At 67.1% G+C, this 15,943-nt stretch carries 15 protein-coding genes and 1 pseudogene; 8 read left to right on the top strand and 8 right to left on the bottom strand.

Annotation, left to right across the window (positions count from 1 at the left end; all coding sequences use genetic code 11):
* Window positions 1-14 precede the first annotated feature (14 nt).
* The 6 genes from AC1DE3_RS15825 to AC1DE3_RS15800 all read right to left on the bottom strand — a co-directional run bounded on the left by AC1DE3_RS15825 (window position 15) and on the right by AC1DE3_RS15800 (window position 5,625).
* Complete coding sequence (locus tag AC1DE3_RS15825; RefSeq protein ID WP_476779914.1) at window positions 15-1,400, bottom strand: dicarboxylate/amino acid:cation symporter; 1,386 nt, start codon at window positions 1,398-1,400, stop codon at window positions 15-17.
* A 101-nt stretch (window positions 1,401-1,501) separates the two neighbouring features.
* On the bottom strand, window positions 1,502-1,849 hold the full coding sequence (locus tag AC1DE3_RS15820) for a cupin domain-containing protein (protein WP_476779913.1): 348 nt from the start codon (window positions 1,847-1,849) through the stop codon (window positions 1,502-1,504).
* 4 nt (window positions 1,850-1,853) lie between these two features.
* A complete protein-coding gene (locus tag AC1DE3_RS15815) occupies window positions 1,854-2,894 on the bottom strand; it encodes a quinone oxidoreductase family protein (protein WP_476852551.1) in 1,041 nt (346 codons plus the stop codon).
* 25 nt (window positions 2,895-2,919) lie between these two features.
* Window positions 2,920-3,834 (bottom strand): beta-keto acid cleavage family enzyme, encoded by a 915-nt coding sequence (locus AC1DE3_RS15810; protein WP_476779911.1) that lies wholly within the window; start codon window positions 3,832-3,834, stop codon window positions 2,920-2,922.
* A 12-nt stretch (window positions 3,835-3,846) separates the two neighbouring features.
* Window positions 3,847-4,647, bottom strand: coding sequence for an SDR family NAD(P)-dependent oxidoreductase (locus AC1DE3_RS15805; protein ID WP_476779910.1), 801 nt, complete (start codon window positions 4,645-4,647; stop codon window positions 3,847-3,849).
* 39 nt (window positions 4,648-4,686) lie between these two features.
* Window positions 4,687-5,625 (bottom strand): dioxygenase family protein, encoded by a 939-nt coding sequence (locus AC1DE3_RS15800; protein WP_476779909.1) that lies wholly within the window; start codon window positions 5,623-5,625, stop codon window positions 4,687-4,689.
* 18 nt (window positions 5,626-5,643) lie between these two features.
* On the opposite strand from AC1DE3_RS15800, the gene AC1DE3_RS15795 reads away from it, so the two are divergent.
* The 7 genes from AC1DE3_RS15795 (at window position 5,644) to AC1DE3_RS15765 (ending at window position 13,355) form a co-directional block, all read left to right on the top strand.
* The gene (locus AC1DE3_RS15795; RefSeq protein WP_476852550.1) at window positions 5,644-6,810 is read left to right on the top strand and encodes a LacI family DNA-binding transcriptional regulator; all 1,167 of its coding nucleotides are present in this window, start codon (window positions 5,644-5,646) and stop codon (window positions 6,808-6,810) included.
* A 149-nt stretch (window positions 6,811-6,959) separates the two neighbouring features.
* On the top strand, window positions 6,960-7,235 hold the full coding sequence (locus tag AC1DE3_RS15790) for a XapX domain-containing protein (RefSeq protein ID WP_441510547.1): 276 nt from the start codon (window positions 6,960-6,962) through the stop codon (window positions 7,233-7,235).
* Window positions 7,235-9,211 carry an amidohydrolase gene (locus AC1DE3_RS15785; RefSeq protein ID WP_476779907.1) on the top strand — a complete coding sequence of 659 codons (1,977 nt, stop codon included), beginning with the start codon at window positions 7,235-7,237 and terminating at the stop codon, window positions 9,209-9,211. The genes AC1DE3_RS15790 and AC1DE3_RS15785 overlap by 1 nt, the downstream gene beginning before the upstream one ends.
* Before the next feature lies 1 nt (window position 9,212).
* On the top strand, window positions 9,213-9,638 hold the full coding sequence (locus tag AC1DE3_RS15780) for a DoxX family protein (RefSeq protein ID WP_476779906.1): 426 nt from the start codon (window positions 9,213-9,215) through the stop codon (window positions 9,636-9,638).
* Window positions 9,635-11,266, top strand: coding sequence for an MFS transporter (locus tag AC1DE3_RS15775; protein WP_476779905.1), 1,632 nt, complete (start codon window positions 9,635-9,637; stop codon window positions 11,264-11,266). Before AC1DE3_RS15780 ends, AC1DE3_RS15775 begins: the two co-directional genes overlap by 4 nt.
* Before the next feature lie 100 nt (window positions 11,267-11,366).
* The gene (locus AC1DE3_RS15770) at window positions 11,367-12,053 is read left to right on the top strand and encodes a hydrolase (RefSeq protein WP_476779904.1); all 687 of its coding nucleotides are present in this window, start codon (window positions 11,367-11,369) and stop codon (window positions 12,051-12,053) included.
* Window positions 12,054-12,422: 369 nt separating this feature from the next.
* A complete protein-coding gene (locus AC1DE3_RS15765) occupies window positions 12,423-13,355 on the top strand; it encodes a helix-turn-helix domain-containing protein (RefSeq protein ID WP_476779903.1) in 933 nt (310 codons plus the stop codon).
* A gap of 177 nt (window positions 13,356-13,532) precedes the next feature.
* On the opposite strand, the gene AC1DE3_RS15760 is transcribed toward AC1DE3_RS15765, so the two are convergent.
* Window positions 13,533-13,943 carry a hypothetical protein gene (locus tag AC1DE3_RS15760; protein ID WP_476779902.1) on the bottom strand — a complete coding sequence of 137 codons (411 nt, stop codon included), beginning with the start codon at window positions 13,941-13,943 and terminating at the stop codon, window positions 13,533-13,535.
* A 373-nt stretch (window positions 13,944-14,316) separates the two neighbouring features.
* Here AC1DE3_RS15760 and AC1DE3_RS15755 point away from each other — a divergent pair, with 373 nt between their 5' ends.
* Window positions 14,317-15,666, top strand: coding sequence for a porin (locus AC1DE3_RS15755; protein WP_476852549.1), 1,350 nt, complete (start codon window positions 14,317-14,319; stop codon window positions 15,664-15,666).
* Between the two features lie 67 nt (window positions 15,667-15,733).
* Here AC1DE3_RS15755 and AC1DE3_RS15750 read toward each other — a convergent pair.
* Window positions 15,734-15,943 (bottom strand): annotated as a pseudogene (locus tag AC1DE3_RS15750) (phosphomannomutase); the annotation flags it as partial.

Below are 15,943 nucleotides of genomic sequence, written 5' to 3'. Positions count from 1 at the left end.
CAATCGGCGGTATCTCAGGCCGCGCCGCCGGCGCCGTTCAGCACCTCGCCCGCCCGGACGGCGAGCCCGATCGTGCCGGGCTGTGCCGCCGGATGCTCAGCCGCGTCGGGCTCGGGCAGCGGTTCGCCGTTCAGGGCTGCCCGGAGCTTTCCCTGATCGAGCTCACCCTCCCAGCGGGCCATGACGAGCGTCGCGACGCCGTTGCCGATCATGTTCACCAAAGCGCGGGCCTCGCTCATGAAGCGGTCGATGCCGAGGATCAGCGCCATGCCGGCGACTGGGATCGCCGGGACGACCGAGAGCGTGCCGACCAGTGCGATGAAGGAGGCCCCGGTGACGCCGGACGCGCCCTTCGAAGTCAGCATGGCCACGGCGAAGATCGCGAGCTGCTGGTGCAGGGAAAGGTCGGTGTTCGTCGCCTGTGCCACGAACAGCGCGGCAAGCGTCATGTAGATCGAGGTGCCGTCGGTGTTGAAGACATAGCCTGTCGGCACGACGAGCCCCACCACCGGCTTCGAGCAGCCGGCGCGCTCCAGCTTCTCCATCAGGCTCGGCAGGGCCGGGTCGGAGGAGGAGGTGCCGAGCACGATCAGGATCTCTTCCTTGATGTAAGCCAGGAACTTCAGGATGCTGAAGCCGGCCCAGCGAGCGATGAGGCCGAGCACGCCGAGCACGAAGATCAGGCTCGTCAGGTAGAAGGTCGCGATCAGCAGGAAGAGCGGGCCGAGCGAGCCGACGCCGTAGCGGCCGATCGTGAAGGCCATGGCCCCGAAGGCGCCGATGGGGGCGAGCTTCATGATGACGTTGATCGCCCCGAAGACGAGCTTCGAGCCGGCATCGATGACGTCGCGGACGGGCCGCGCCCGCTCGCCGAGATGCGAGAGCACATAGCCGAACAGGATCGAGATCAGCACCACAGGCAGGATGTCGCCCTTGGCGAAGGCATCGACCACCGTGTTGGGGATGACGTTGAGCAGGAAGTCCGTGATGGACTGCTCGCCGGCCTTGCCGGCATAGGCGGCCACGGCCTTGGCATCGAGCGCCGAGGGGTGGGCGTTGAAGCCGGCGCCGGGCTTGACGACATTGGCGACGACGAGGCCGATGACCAGAGCCAGCGTCGAGACCACCTCGAAATAGATCAGCGCCTTGCCGCCGACGCGGCCGACCTTCTTCATGTCGCTCATGCCGGCGATGCCGGAGACGACGGTGCAGAAGATCACCAGTGCGATCACCATCTTGATCAGTTTGATGAAGCCGTCGCCGAGCGGCTTCATCTCGACACCGATCGATGGCCAGAAATGGCCGATCACGATGGCGGCGGCGATGGCGATGAGGACCTGAACGTAGAGGATATTGTACCAGCGCTTGGCCGGGCGTGGGGAAAGATGATCTGCAGCCATTTGGTCCTCCCTTGGCGCATGGTTGCGCCACCGCGGGGTGCGCCCGCGGCTGGTTTGTTTCTTGGCTAGGCGGTTCGCGGTCTCTTCATGGTCGCGCCGGCTCAGGCCGGCGGAGTCTGGAGCGGCATGACGAGCAGGATGGAGGCGGGCTCGCCGGTGTCGTTGCTGAGCTGACGTCCTTCGCCTGGGGCGATCCGGCAGGAATCCCAGCGTTGCAGGCGGACCTTGTCCTGCCCGTTCGAAACGGTGACGGTGCCGTCGAGCACGACATAGAGCTTCTCGACGCCGGAGGCGTCGAGGGTGGTGCCGCCGCCGGGCGCGATGGTGGAGACGCCGAGCCAGGCGGTGTCGGCCGGGCCGGCCTCGCGGCCCTGCAGCCGCACCATCGCCATCAGCGCATGGCCGGGAGCGTCATAGGGGGGAGCCTCGTTGAAGCGGACGACATGCATGGCGTCAGGCTCCCGGCACCAGCACGACGCGGTCGCGCGACGAACCCATCACCGCCTGATAGGCGGCATGGGCCTGCTCGAGCGGGTAGACCGCGCTTTCCTTGATCGGGAAGGGCTTCAGGATGCCGGCGGCGAAGCCCGGCGCGAGATTGCGCAGGATCGCGCCGGTCTCGACGGAGCCCAGCGCTATGGTGTCGATCCCGACATAGGTGTGGCGGCCCTTGTAGAAGGCGAGGATGTCGAAGGTGACGAAGCGGTCGACCACAGCGATGAAGATCGCCCGGCCGCCGACGGCCATCGATTTCTGGCCGATCTCGTAGAAGGGGTCGCCGACCGTGTTGAAGACGATGTCGGCGCCCTTACCGCCGGTCAGTTCGCGCACCCGCGCCGGCACATCCGTCCCGCTGGCGGAGACGACCTCGACCGGGGTGCTGGCATGGCCGGCATAGGGCTCCTCGCGGCGCACGACGCCGATCACCCTGGCGCCGCGCCAGCTCGCGATCTGCGCAGCGGCCTGGCCGACCTTGCCGTTGAGGCCGAGGATCAGCACGGTCTCGCCCGCCTTCGGCAAGCCGGCGCGCCGCAGGCCCTCCCAGGCGGTGACGAAGGGGACGCCGATACCGGCGGCTTCTCGCATCGTGATGCCGGCTGGAATCTCGACGACCGCATCGGCCTCGACGATGAGATGGCTCGCCTGGGCACCGTCCTGGCGGATGCCGAGATCGCCGGAGGAGCCGAACACCGACTTGCCGAGGAGCTCTTCCGGTCCGGCGATGACCTTGCCCGCGAAGTCGCGGCCCGGCGTGCGCGGGAAGACCGCGTAGGGCATCAGCCCGGTCGCAGCCTTGGCATCGGAGGGGTTAACCGCCGCGGCCTGGATTTCGACCAGGACCTCACGAGCGGCGAGCGGGCGCAGGGGCCGCTCCTCGATCGGTAGCGCGATCTCCTCATAGCTCGCGGCCTTGGCATGGAGCCGCAGGCCCCGCACGGTCTGGACGCGGGCAGCCTTGGCTTCGCGAATGAGGGTTTCGGTGGCAGGGGACATGGCGGTGCGATCCTGATGCAAAGGGTCACGCCACCCGCTTCGCGCCGGGGGCGCGAGCGGGCAGGCCGATGAGGGCGCGGGCTTCCCGCGGCGTGGCGATCTCGCCGCCGAGGTCCTCGACGATGCGGCGGGCCTTCTCGACCAGCGCGGCGTTCGAGGGCGCGAGCACGCCGTGCTCGATATAGACGCCGTCCTCGAGCCCGACGCGGACATGGCCGCCGGCGAGATAGGAGAGCGCGACCGACTGGAAGGCCGAGCGGCCGATGCCGATCGCGGTGAACAGCGCGCCTTCGGGCAGAAGGCCGCGGGCGTAGAGCACGGTCTCCGGCGAGGGCTGGAAGCCGTAGCGCACGCCCATCACGAAGGAGGTGAGCGGGCGCGGCTGCAGCGTGCCGTCCTTGATCAGGTCGTTCAGCAGCGCGATGTCGCCGGAGTCGAACAATTCGATCTCAGGACGCACGCCGGCTTCCGCGATCACCCTGGCCATGCGGCGGACATTGCCGGGCGTGTTGATCACGACCTCGCCGCCGGAGTTCATGGTGTTGAGGTCGAGCGTACAGATATCGGGTTTGAGGGCCGCGACATGGGCGACGCGCCCTTCCGGCACCATCAGCGTCGTGCCGGGACCGGCGATTTTCGGATTCTGCTCCGAGGGCACGAAGCGCCCGCCCGGACCCGTGGTCAGATTGATGATCAGGTCCGGATTGCGGGCGCGGATGCGCTCGACCACCTCGCGATAGAGCGCAAGCTCGATCGAGGGACGGCCGCTTTGCGGGTCGCGGACATGGATATGGGCGATCGCGGCACCGGCCTCGGCGGCTTCGAGCGCCGAATTGGCGATCTGCTCGGGCGTGATCGGCAGATGCGGGCTCTGCTCCGGCTTGGTCAGGTTGCCGGTGATCGCGCAGGTGATGAAGACCTTGGGCAGCGGGGCGCGCATGGTGCTTCTCTCTCAGAGCGCCCGGCCGCCATCGACCTGGATGATGTGTCCGGTCGAGTAGCCGAGCATGGTGGCGCAGGCGGTGATGGCGGCGGCGATGTCCTCGGCCGAGCCGATCCGCTTCAGCGGCGTCGAGGCGCTGACCTTGTCGTTGAAGTCGGCGCCGCGGCCGGGCACGAACTCGGTATCGACCACGCCCGGCGAGACCGCGAGGACGCGGACCTCCGGCGCCAATACTCGCGCCAGCGCCTTGGTCATCACGTCGATGCCGGCCTTGGCGGCGCAATAGGCGATCGAGGATCCCACGGCGGTGAAGGCGGCGATCGAGGAGATCGAAACCACCAACCCGTCGCCGGAGGCCTTCAGCATCGGCGCGAAGGTGCGGACCGTCGCGAACTGACCGCGCCAGTTGACCTGGAGCATCCTGTCGATCAGCTCGTCGGTCAGTGCGTCGAGATCGGCATGCGGCACGGGTTTGGTGTAGCCGGCCGCGTTGATCAGGATGTCGAGCCGGCCGAAGCGGGCCTCAATGGCATCGCGCAGGGCGACCAGCGAGTCGGTGTCGACGACATCGGCGACATAGGCCGCATGGCCGTCGCCAAGATCGGCGATGAGAGCCTCGGCGGCTTGCGTATCGCGCTCGCCGGCGAGATGGGTGACGATGATCGTCGCGCCGGCGGCGGCGAGCATGCGGCTGGTCGCTGCACCGATGGCCCCTGTGCCGCCAATGACGAGCGCGACCTTGCCGTCGAGCGAACGCGGATAGAGCTTCCGAAGCGGCGCGGCGGCGTCCGGCTGGGCGAGATGAGACATGGCTGTCCCTGCTTTTGAGTGTGAGGGGAAAGGCGCGGATCAGCGGATCGGCGGGATCGGCAGCTTCGCCTCGCCGGGTTCCATCACGAAGGCGTAGTCGAAGAGGTACCAGGGCCCCTCGACATCGGCGTCGGGAGCGGGGCCGTTGCCCAGCCGGAAGTCGCCGATGAGGTGGCGGGTCACGCCGAAGACGACATCGCTTTCGAGATGCTGGTCGTCATCGACGAAGACCTGGGTGATGAGCGTCCGGAAGCCGGGCTTGTAGGCGAGGAAGTGCAGATGGGCGGGGCGGTAGGGGTGACGCTCCTGAGCCCGGAGCAACTCCCCCACCGGGCCGTCGGTGGGCACGGGATAGCCGGCGGGCTTGACCGAGCGGAAGGCGACGCAGCCGTCAGCGTCGGTGGTGAACTTGCCGCGCAGGTTCATCTCCGCCTGGCCGGGATCCTGGTTTTCGTAGAGCCCGACCGGGGAAGCTTGCCAGACATCGACCTCGACGCCGGCAAGGGGGAGGCCCTGCGAGTCGGTGATCCGGCAATTGGCGAAGAGCGCGGGGCCGGGCGTCGGCGAGCGGATGATCGAGCCGCCATTGGGCGTCGCCGGTGAATGCATCCGCCAGAACGGGCCGAGCAGGGCCGCGGCCGTCTCGGTTGCGCCGTTCTGGCCGTTGTTCAGCATACAGACCAGCGTCGAAAAGCCGATCGCGTCGGAAAAGAGCACGGCTTCGTTGTGGCTGTCGTTCGTCGCCTGGCCGATCCGGTTGAGGACATCGAGGCCGAACTCGAATTCCTCCTCGGTCAGCCGGACTTCCCGGGCGAAGGCATGCATGTGCCGGACGAAGGCGGACATCACCTCAGTGAGTCGCGCATTCGGTGCCCGCGACATCGCGTCGAGCACCACCGGCGTCACCGCCTCCTGGGTCTCGATGATGTGGGAGCGGCGCGCCGGATCCGGCGCCACGGTCCTTACCCTCGCATTCATCGGCGTTTCCTCCGTCGCTTGTCGGAGCGTGTCAGGCGCAACGACGTGCAATCGATTGCATTTCAACTATGCGATCGATTGCACGTTGTCAAGCGAGGCGAAAAATGCTCTGTTCCGAATGGTGATTCAGTCAGCAGAAAACCCATGAAATCCAAGACCCTGGCAGCGGGCCCGCCGCGCGCGGCGACACTCCAGTCGATCGCCGAGGCATCCGGCGTGCATCGGTCGACGGCCGCGCGCGCGCTCGATCCTGCCCAGGCGCACCGAATCTCTCCGGAGGTCGTCGAGAAGGTGAGGGCGGAGGCGGTGCGGCAGGGCTATCGCCGCGACTCGATCGCAGCCTCGCTGCGGACCGGGCGCTCGCGCCTGGTCGGCGTGGTGCTGCCGGATCTCGCCAATCCCGTCTTTGCGCCGATCCTCGACGGTGTCGGCGCGGCGCTGGCGAGAGACGGCTATTCGATGCTCGTCGCGGAGGGTGGGGCCGATGAAGCCCGCCAAATCGCGATCGTCGAGGAGTTGATCGCGCGTCGCGTCGACGGGCTCGTATTGGCCACCGCCCGGCGCAGCGACCCGGTGCTCACCGTTTGCCTGGCGGCGAATATCCCGACCGTGCTGGTCAACCGCGCCGAGGATCGGCCGCGCGCCGCCACCGTCGTCTCCGATGATATCTGCGGCATGCGGCTGGCGGTCGAGCATCTCGCCGGCCTCGGGCATCGCCGGATCGGACATCTGGCCGGCCCCGAGGAGCTCTCGACCGGCATTCTCCGCCGCCGTGGTTTCGAGGCGGCGATGACGGCCGCGGGGCTTGATCCCTCGGCGGTCGCGGTGGCGCAAGGTTACAGCCGGTCCGAGGGACAGGTGGCGACGACGGCACTTCTCAGCAGGTCGCCTGGCCTGACCGCAATTGCCGCCAGCAACGACCTGCTCGCCCTGGGTGCTTACCAGGAGCTGAAACGACGAGGACTTTCCTGTCCGCGCGACATCTCGATCGTCGGTCACAACGATATGCCGCTGGTCGACATGGTCGATCCGCCGCTGACCACCATCCGGATCGCCCATGCCGAGATGGGTGAGGCGGCGGCGCGGCACCTGCTGGAGCGTCTTGCCGATCCGGACATGAGCGCCTGCGTGAAGCTGATGCCGGTCGCGCTGATCGTGCGCGCATCCACGCGCGCCTTGGCGTAAGCTGGGCTGCGGCGCGGCGATCGACAGATCAGGCAAAGGATCGTTCAAACCGACAAGACTTGTACCCGCCTGCGCCCCAGCCTGTCCGCGCATGGCGGTTGTCCGGAGCGTTGGACGGGCGGCCTTCACTTTCGGGCATGGGTGCGCGCATGAAGATTTATCTGCTTTCGCTCGGCGCCGGGCTCCTGGTTGGCGTGATCTACAGCCTCATCAATGTGCGCTCCCCGGCGCCGCCGGTGGTGGCGCTGGTGGGGCTGCTCGGCATCCTGATCGGCGAGCAGTTGCCGCCGCTGCTGCGGGGCTTCTGGGCGAAGGCGCCGGCGGCGCAGTCCTGGGAGCATCAGGTCAAGCCGCATGTCTTCGGCCATCTGCCAGCTGGTGCGAAGCCTTCGCAGGTGACCGCGACAGAGAAGGAACGCGGTTGATGCCGACGCGCCGCACCGTTCTGGGCGGGCTAGCCCTTCCTGGGCTCGCTTCCTCGGCCCTCGCCCAGGGCCAGCCCCAGCCATCCGGAGACAAGCCGATGACCGCCGATCTCATTCTCCGCAACGGCCGCTTCACCACGCTCGACCGCAGCAACCCGACCGCGAACGCCGTCGCGGTTAAGGACGGCGTGTTTCTGGCCGTCGGCAGCGAGGCCGAGGCGATGGCCCATGCCGGGCCGAACACCAGGATCATCGACCTGAAGGGCCGCGGCGCCTTGCCGGGGCTGATCGACAACCACCTGCACATCATCCGCGGCGGGCTGAACTTCAACATGGAGCTGCGCTGGGACGGCGTGCGCTCTCTGGCCGACGCGATGAGCATGCTCAAGCGCCAGGTCGCGGTGACGCCGCCGCCGCAATGGGTGCGCGTCGTCGGCGGCTTCACCGAGCACCAGTTCGCGGAGAAGCGCCTTCCGACCATCGAAGAGCTCAACGCCGTCGCGCCCGATACGCCGGTCTTCATCCTGCATCTCTATGACCGCGCCTTGCTGAACGGGGCGGCGCTGCGGGCGGTCGGCTATACCAAGGATACGCCGCAGCCGCCCGGCGGAGAGATCACCCGCGACGCCAATGGCAACCCGACCGGGTTGCTGCTTGCCCGGCCGAACGCCGCCATCCTCTACGCGACGCTCGCCAAGGGCCCGAAGCTGCCCTTCGACTACCAGGTCAACTCGACCCGGCATTTCATGCGCGAGCTCAACCGGCTCGGCGTCACCGGCGCGATCGATGCCGGCGGCGGCTTCCAGAACTATCCGGACGACTATGCCGTCATCCAGAAGCTCTCCGACGACAACCAGCTCACCATCCGCCTCGCCTACAACCTGTTCACCCAGAAGCCGAAGCAGGAAAAGGAGGACTTCCTCAACTGGACGAAGACCTCGCAGTACAAGCAGGGCGACGACTATTTCCGCCATAACGGCGCTGGTGAGATGCTCGTCTTCTCGGCTGCCGATTTCGAGGATTTCCGCGAGCCGCGTCCGGACATGCCGCCCGAGATGGAAGGCGACCTCGAAGGCGTGGTGCGCATCCTCGCTGAGAACCGCTGGCCCTGGCGCCTGCACGCGACCTATGACGAGACGATCTCGCGCGCGCTCGACGTCTTCGAGAAGGTCGACAAGGAGATTCCGCTCAAGGGGCTGAACTGGTTCTTCGACCATGCCGAGACGATCTCGGAGCGCTCGATCGACCGCATCGCCGCGCTCGGCGGCGGCGTCGCCGTGCAGCATCGCATGGCCTATCAGGGCGAGTATTTCGTCGAACGGTACGGCGCGGCCGCGGCCGAGGCGACACCGCCCGTAGCGCGCATGCTGGAGAAGGGCATCAAGACCTCCGCCGGCACCGATGCCACTCGCGTCGCCTCCTACAACCCTTGGGTCTCGCTCGCCTGGCTGATCACCGGCAAGACCGTCGGCGGCTTGCGCATCACGCCGCAGCGCAACTGCCTCGACCGCGAGACGGCGCTGAGGATGTGGACCGAGAACGTCACCTGGTTCTCGAACGAGGAGGGCAAGAAGGGCCGGATCGCCGTCGGCCAGTTCGCCGATCTAATCGTGCCCGATCGTGATTTCTTCGCCTGCCCGGAGGACGAGATCTCGCATATCTCGGCCGACCTCACCGTGGTCGGCGGCAAGGTCGTCTATGGCGCCCGTGATTTCGTCAGCGCCGACCAGAGCGCCCCGCCGCCGGCGATGCCCGACTGGTCTCCCGTTCGCACCTTCAAGGGCTATGCCGCCTGGGGCGAGCCGGAGGGGGCCGGCAAGAATTCGCTGCGGCGGGCGGCCATGACCAACTGCGGCTGCGCCAGTTCCTGCAACGTCCATGGCCACGACCATGCCGGCGCCTGGTCGAGCAAGCTGCCAGTCGGAGACCTGCGCAGCTTCTGGGGCGCGCTCGGCTGCGCCTGCTGGGCGGTGTGAGATGGCTGGGAGCGACCAATCGGTGGCGGTGCCGCGAACAGGCGTGCTGCGCTGGATAGCGCTGCTGCTGCTCTGCGCCGCCTATATCCAGGGGCCGGTCACGAAGATTCTCGATTTTCAGGGTGCGATCGCCGAGATGGATCATTTCGGCCTGTCGCCGGCGCCGCTCTTCGCGGTCGGTGTCATCGTCTTCGAACTCGCGATGAGCGCGCTCATCCTCGTGGGTCGCTGGCGCTGGCTCGCCGCGCTGGCGCTCGCCGGCTTCACGCTCGCTGCGACCTTCCTCGCCCTGCGCTTCTGGGAGATGCCGGCAGGGCAGGGGCGGATGATGGCGATGAACGGCTTCTTCGAGCATCTCGGCCTGATCGGCGGCTTCATCCTGGTCGCGCTCGACGATCTGTCGCGGCGCAGGGGAGGCACGCGATGAGCGCCGTCACATCGCCGGCCCCGTCCTCCGGCTTCGCGCCGCTGCGCCAGAAAGTCTTCGCCGCGCTCTGGGCGGCGACGATCATCGGCAATATCGGCTCGTTCATGCGCGACGTCGCCAGCGCCTGGCTGGTTACCGACCTCTCCGGCGCACCGGCAGCCGTCGCGCTGGTGCAGGCGGCGGCGACGCTGCCGATCTTCCTGCTCGCCATTCCCGCCGGCGTGCTTTCCGACATTCTCGACCGGCGCAAGTTCCTGATCGCAATCCAGATCCTGCTCGGCTGCGTCAGCCTCTCGCTGATGCTCCTGGCCGGAACCGGACAGCTCAGCGTGCCCGCTTTGGTGGGGCTGACCTTCCTCGGCGGTATCGGCGCGGCGCTGATGGCGCCAACCTGGCAGGCGATCGTGCCCGAGCTCGTGGGCAAGGCCGATCTCAAGAGCGCGGTGGCGCTGAACTCGCTCGGCATCAACATTTCCCGTGCCATCGGCCCGGCTCTGGGCGGGCTGATCCTCGCCGCTCTCGGCGCCAGCGTGACCTATGGCGCGGACGTGCTGAGCTACGTCATCGTCATCGGCGCCCTGATCTGGTGGCGCCGCACGCCGGGAGCCGACGATGCGCTGAGCGAGCGCTTTGCCGGCGCGTTCCGCGCCGGGTTGCGCTATGCCCGGGCGAGCCGGGAACTGCATGTCGTGCTGCTGCGCGCGGCGATCTTCTTCGCCTGCGCCAGTGCCGTCTGGGCGCTCTTGCCGCTGGTCGCGCGCAACCTGCTCGGCGGCGGCGCCGGCTTCTACGGGATCCTGCTCGGCGCGGTCGGGGCTGGTGCGATCGGCGGYGCCGTCCTGCTGCCGCGCCTGCGCGCCCGGCTCGATGCCGACGGGCTCTTGCTGTTCTCGGCCGTTCTGACCGCAGTCGTCATGGCAGGGCTGACATCGGGCCCGCCGCAATGGCTCGCCGTGGTCATTCTGCTGCTGCTCGGCGCGGCCTGGATCGTGGCGCTGACCACGCTCAACGGCGTCGCCCAGGCGATCTTGCCGAACTGGGTGCGCGGCCGGGCGCTCGCGGTGTACCTGACCGTGTTCAACGGCGCGATGACCGCCGGCAGCCTCGGCTGGGGCGCGGTCGCGCAAGCCGCCGGCATTCGTGGCACCCTGCTGATCGGCGCGGCGGCGCTGCTGGTCGCCGGGTTGATCATGCATCGGATCAAACTGCCGGCCGGCGAAGCCGATCTCGCGCCCTCCAATCACTGGCCGGAGCCGCTCACCGCCGCTGCCATCGAGAACGATCGCGGCCCGGTTCTGATTCTCATCGAATACCGCGTGCCGTCTGCCGATCGTGAGGCCTTCCTGCGCGCGATCAACGCCCTCTCGGCCGAGCGGCGGCGCGACGGCGCCTATGGCTGGGGCATCACCGAGGATACCGCCGATCCGGACAAGCTCGTCGAATGGTTCATGGTCGCGTCCTGGGCCGAGCATCTGCGCCAGCACCGCCGCGTTTCGAAGGCCGATGCCGATCTGCAGAAGGAGGTCGCGCGCTTCCATGCCGGGGAGGGCGGGCCGGTCGTGCGGCACTTCCTCCATGTCGATCCGCCACCGAACCCGGTGAAGCATCGCGGGGAAACAGAGCCATGAGAGATTGCGTCTAACGCGGACCGCACGGACGGCGCCTGCGCAAAATCTTCAACCGCTGCGCCTCATCAAGCATTCACCCGGTCGCCCAAAGGAGGGCAACATGTCCAAGTACCTGGAAGTCCTGACTCCCAAGAACTGCCAGCTCATCTTCATCGACCAGCAGCCGCAGATGGCGTTCGGCGTCCAGTCGATCGACCGGCAGGTGTTGAAAAACAACGTCGTCGGCCTCGCCAAGGCGGCGAAGGCCTTCAACGTCCCCACGACGATCACGACAGTCGAGACGAACAGCTTCTCCGGTCATACCTATCCCGAGCTGCTGGCGGTCTTCCCCGAGCACAAGATCCTGGAGCGGAGCTCGATGAACTCCTGGGACGACCAGAACGTCCGCGACGCGCTCGCCGCCAACGGCCGCAAGAAGGTGGTCGTTTCCGGGCTCTGGACCGAGGTCTGCAACACGACCTTCGCGCTCTGCGCCATGCTCGAGGGCGGCTACGAGATCTACATGGTCGCGGATGCCTCCGGGGGCACCTCCAGCGACGCGCATAAATACGCGATGGACCGCATGGTGCAGGCTGGCGCCGTGCCGGTGACCTGGCAGCAGGTTCTGCTCGAATGGCAGCGCGACTGGGCGCATCGCGAGACCTACGATGCCGTCATGGCCATCGTGAGGGAGCATTCCGGCGCCTACGGCATGGGCGTCGACTACGCCTACACGATGGTCCACAAGGCGCCGGAGCGCGTCACCCATGGCGAGACCATCGGGCCGAACGCTGCCAAAGCGAGCTGACCGGGAGCGAGCTGACCGGGCGATGATGCCGCTGCGGAGGGCTCGCGGCGGCATCATCCTGATGGCGTCGATCCGCGCTCCCCCTCGCGACAGGTTCCAGCCGAGCTAGGCTTCCGTCAGGGCGAGCTGCTGCACCGCGTCATCGGAATACCGTTCCCAGGACACGTTCAGGTGGTGAGCGCCTCCCTTTTCAGGTCATCGCCTTTGTTGCTATTCGTGACCGCAAATCATCGATCGGGCACGATTCTCATCGATGAGCGATAAAGGCACAACCGCGCGGTTGGCCAAGGCGAGGAACCGGATCCAAGGGCGAACGATATGAGATCGCCGCGGCTTTGGCAGGCCAAGGCATTGCCGGGGGTTGCGTTCATGCGGTTGTCGAGAGCAGCAGACCCGAAGGGCTTTTTCGGCGCGTGTATCGCCGATCATTTCGGGATGCAGGGGCGGGTCGTTTCCGAGTTCCATCTCGACGGCCGGTTGGGGTTGGCGGCGACGAGACTCTCCTGTGGGCGGCGCTTCAGGGAGCGCACCGACCAGACCCGGAGCGAGAACGCATTTTCGATCCTCCAGCAAGTGGACGATCTCGAATGCCATTCCGGCTGGCTCGGAGGGCGGCGCTATCGATCGGGTCGCCTTCACGCGAAATCCGTCGACGTCGTGGATTTGCGCGACGATCCGCAATGGCAGTTCAAGGGCCGTTTCGACGCCCTCCAGTTCTACATTCCTTCCGAAGCGCTAGGCGCGATGGCTGCACAACATGGCGGCCGCGCTCCCTCGACGCTGCGTTCGGAGAACGACGCTCAGGACGATATTTTGTGGGGGCTGTCGCAGGCGCTGGTCCATGCCTCGGCCTTGCCCGGCGCCAACCAGCTTCTGACCGATCAGATCGCCATGGCCCTGCTGATCCATTTCGCCCGGGCCTTTGGCGGCCTCGAACCCTCAGCCAGCGCCGGACATGGCAGGCTGGCCGGCTGGCAACAGCGCAGGGCGCAGGAGATCATGATGGCTCGCCTGGCATCGAACCTGACGATCGCGCAAGTCGCCAGCGAGTGCCGGCTGACGGCCAGCCATTTCGCCCGTGCGTTTCGGCAGAGCGTCGGTGTGGCCCCGCAGCGCTATCTCATGCGGTTGCGGGTCTCGGAGGCGAAGAAGCATCTCGTCCAGCAGCATCTGCCGCTCTCCGACATTGCGCTGATGTGCGGCTTCGGGGACCAGAGCCACTTCACGCGCGTCTTTCGCCAGCTTACCGGCGCGACGCCGGGCGCATGGCGCCGGAATGCCGGGGGCAGTGACGCCGAATAGCGGATTGGCGCGCAGCCGATGCGTGCTGTTGCGCCCGCGCTCAATCGCGGCGGGCGTTCATGGTTCCAGAGCCACTGTCGCCTCCGGGCGCCTTCGTGCGGGCCAATGATCGGCGCAGGCCTCGCCGTCGCTGGCTGCGTCCTGTCCACCCAATCCGGCGCCGAAGCGCCGCAGCTATCACCGGTCGCAGCGGTGATAGCTTGTCTCCACCTCCGGGAATTCGGGGTCGAAGCGGACGAAGGTGCCGTCTTCCTTGAAGCGGATCGAGACCGTCATGGTGTCGAACATGATCTTGTCCGCGCAACTGAGAAGGAGCGTCGTCACGTCGCCCTTCTGCTTGGAGGATTTCACGTTGCAAGTGGCGTTCGCGCCATTGATCCGGTTGCCGTTGACGATGAAGGCGCTCCAGCCATCGAGCGTGCGCTTGAGCGCGAGCTTGCCCTTGCTCTTGACGAAGACCTGATCGCAGGTCGAAGCGGTCGTCGTCCAGGCCCCGTCCATGCGGTCCACGGCGTGCGCCGCACCACTCAGCAAGGGAAGGGCGAGAACAAGGATCCCAAGGCCGGCCAGTCGCTTTCCACTTTGCATCTGCACTCTCCCATGCGTTGAAAAAAACAAGAAAATCTGCGGCAGGCCGGGCAGAGGGGCAGGTCATGCACTTCGCCGATTGGCCGCGTCGAGACCACTATCAGGTCATTCTTGCCGATATCTTCCGCCACGGAAACGTGCCCCCGACGTCTCGGGCGTTGCGCCCAGCCTGAATCCGTTCTGATGAGTGCTTGGTGGGAAGGCTATGATGATTGTCGTCTGCGGTGTGTCTTGATATCAAGATGTACCAAGACATTCCCGTCAATCACGAGGCGCGGATCGTGGTTGCTCTGCGGTTGAGGATGGCTGGCGGCGACGTTGCGGCATCTGGCAGCGGCTGCGCGAGAGGCCGGGCTGCGGAAGCGATCAGACTTTGAAACAGGGTGCCGCCAGCAAGCCGGCTCGGCGCGCAAGCCTTGCACGCGAGATTGCCAGGGCGGCTGGCCGCGAAGGGGTTGTCCTTGCGGTCGGGGCGGCGGCATCGATCGGCCTGCTAGACCTTGTCGGAGAGGCAAGGGCAGCCGGCAGGCCGCCGACCCTTCTGCGAAGCTGCACCATCGCGGCACCGGACCTCGAGCCCCTCCTGCCCGAACCACCCTCCATCTCCCCTGGCAAGGCGGGTGCCGACGATACGGGAGATGACGACGAGGAAGACGAGACGGACGACGACGAGAATCCTCCGCCCTCCGGCTTCGTCTCGCCCGGCTTGGGCGGCTGCATCGTCGTCTCCGGAACGGTGAATGCCGGGCTCCAACGCGACAACTATCGAGCGAATGCCCTGGCGCGCGCGACGGGGCTCGTGCCGAAGAATACGGTGAGCTTTCCGCTCAGCACGACCTTTCGGATCGAAAGCGGTCAGTCGCTTGCCAATGGCCATTATCTCGCGACGGCCTTCGAGTTCTCGATGGACACGAACAGCGGCGGTGGCACCGACGTCACGATCGGCGAGGCGAGCATCACGCTGGGGGCGTTCAGCGCCGGGCTGGCCAGCTCGCGCTTCGATTTCTGGACTGGCGACGAGTTCGCCCTGATCGGGCGCATTCCCAGCCGCACCGTTGCCTTGATCGGCTATGAGCGGCCGCTCACCGAAGAGCTGAGCCTCTCGCTGTCGGCCGAAGACGTCTCCGTCGATCGGCGCATTCCGCTGCCGACGGTGGGGCAGCGGATACCGGATGGCGTGGCGCGCCTGGTCTATGAGGGGGAGGCGCTGACCGTGCACGGCGCCGTCGCCCTGCGAGAGGTTCCGCGCATCGGGGCTTCCAGCCTGACGGGCCGGGCCGCCATCATCGGCGCGACCTGGGAAGGCAGCGTGCTCGACCGGTCGTTCACCCTGTCCGGCCAGATCGCCGGCGCTGTCGATGCGCCGGCCTATGTCGGCTCGCTGCTCGACCGGCGCACGGCATTACCGTTCTTGACCGGCGACCAGACGACGCGCGGGTGGTCCGGCGTCGTCTCGATCGGTTGGGATTGGTCGGACGAATGGTCCAGCAACGCCTATATCAGCCGCTACAGCCTGACCTTGCCGCGTGTAGGCGATATTGGGGGGCAGGTTCGGATCGATCGAACGTCTGCGAATGTGATTTGGAAGCCGGTGGAAGGCCTGCGCCTCGGCCTGGAAGGATCACTGGCCTGGCAGCGCCTGGACATCGTCGGGTCTGCGCGTGCCGCGGCGCTTTCAGGCACGCAGAGCACCGCGCAAATCTTCATCGAGCGGGTATTCTAGCTCTCGTTACGGCGATCCTGCCGACGGGACGTTCTTCAGCGAAGGCCGCAGCCCGCTTCTCGGCACGTCAACGGGTCTGAGCCGCTGCGAAGGCGAGGTTCTCGGCGAGCAGCGCTTCGGCGAGAGCGGGCGTGGCAGCCTCCACATAGACGCGCAGCTCGGGGGCATTGCCCGAGGCCCGGAAATGCACCGTGCTGCCATCGGCCAGGGTCAACCGCAGCCCGTCGCGGCGGTCGCGTGCGACCACCCCGCCATGGGCCGAGAAGCTGTCGTCGCG

The sequence above is a fragment of the Allobosea sp. 10L417 genome, assembly GCF_056395485.1.
Note: the sequence above shows the minus strand (reverse complement) of the source record. Positions and strands in the feature narration are given on the sequence as shown.

Coding starts and splice junctions, on each gene's coding strand:
- AC1DE3_RS15825 (WP_476779914.1), bottom strand. CDS start 1,400: ATGGCTGCAGATCATCTTTCCCCACGCCCGGCCAAGCGCTGGTACAAT.
- AC1DE3_RS15820 (WP_476779913.1), bottom strand. CDS start 1,849: ATGCATGTCGTCCGCTTCAACGAGGCTCCCCCCTATGACGCTCCCGGC.
- AC1DE3_RS15815 (WP_476852551.1), bottom strand. CDS start 2,894: ATGTCCCCTGCCACCGAAACCCTCATTCGCGAAGCCAAGGCTGCCCGC.
- AC1DE3_RS15810 (WP_476779911.1), bottom strand. CDS start 3,834: ATGCGCGCCCCGCTGCCCAAGGTCTTCATCACCTGCGCGATCACCGGC.
- AC1DE3_RS15805 (WP_476779910.1), bottom strand. CDS start 4,647: ATGTCTCATCTCGCCCAGCCGGACGCCGCCGCGCCGCTTCGGAAGCTC.
- AC1DE3_RS15800 (WP_476779909.1), bottom strand. CDS start 5,625: ATGAATGCGAGGGTAAGGACCGTGGCGCCGGATCCGGCGCGCCGCTCC.
- AC1DE3_RS15790 (WP_441510547.1), top strand. CDS start 6,960: ATGAAGATTTATCTGCTTTCGCTCGGCGCCGGGCTCCTGGTTGGCGTG.
- AC1DE3_RS15785 (WP_476779907.1), top strand. CDS start 7,235: ATGCCGACGCGCCGCACCGTTCTGGGCGGGCTAGCCCTTCCTGGGCTC.
- AC1DE3_RS15780 (WP_476779906.1), top strand. CDS start 9,213: ATGGCTGGGAGCGACCAATCGGTGGCGGTGCCGCGAACAGGCGTGCTG.
- AC1DE3_RS15770 (WP_476779904.1), top strand. CDS start 11,367: ATGTCCAAGTACCTGGAAGTCCTGACTCCCAAGAACTGCCAGCTCATC.
- AC1DE3_RS15765 (WP_476779903.1), top strand. CDS start 12,423: ATGCGGTTGTCGAGAGCAGCAGACCCGAAGGGCTTTTTCGGCGCGTGT.
- AC1DE3_RS15760 (WP_476779902.1), bottom strand. CDS start 13,943: ATGCAAAGTGGAAAGCGACTGGCCGGCCTTGGGATCCTTGTTCTCGCC.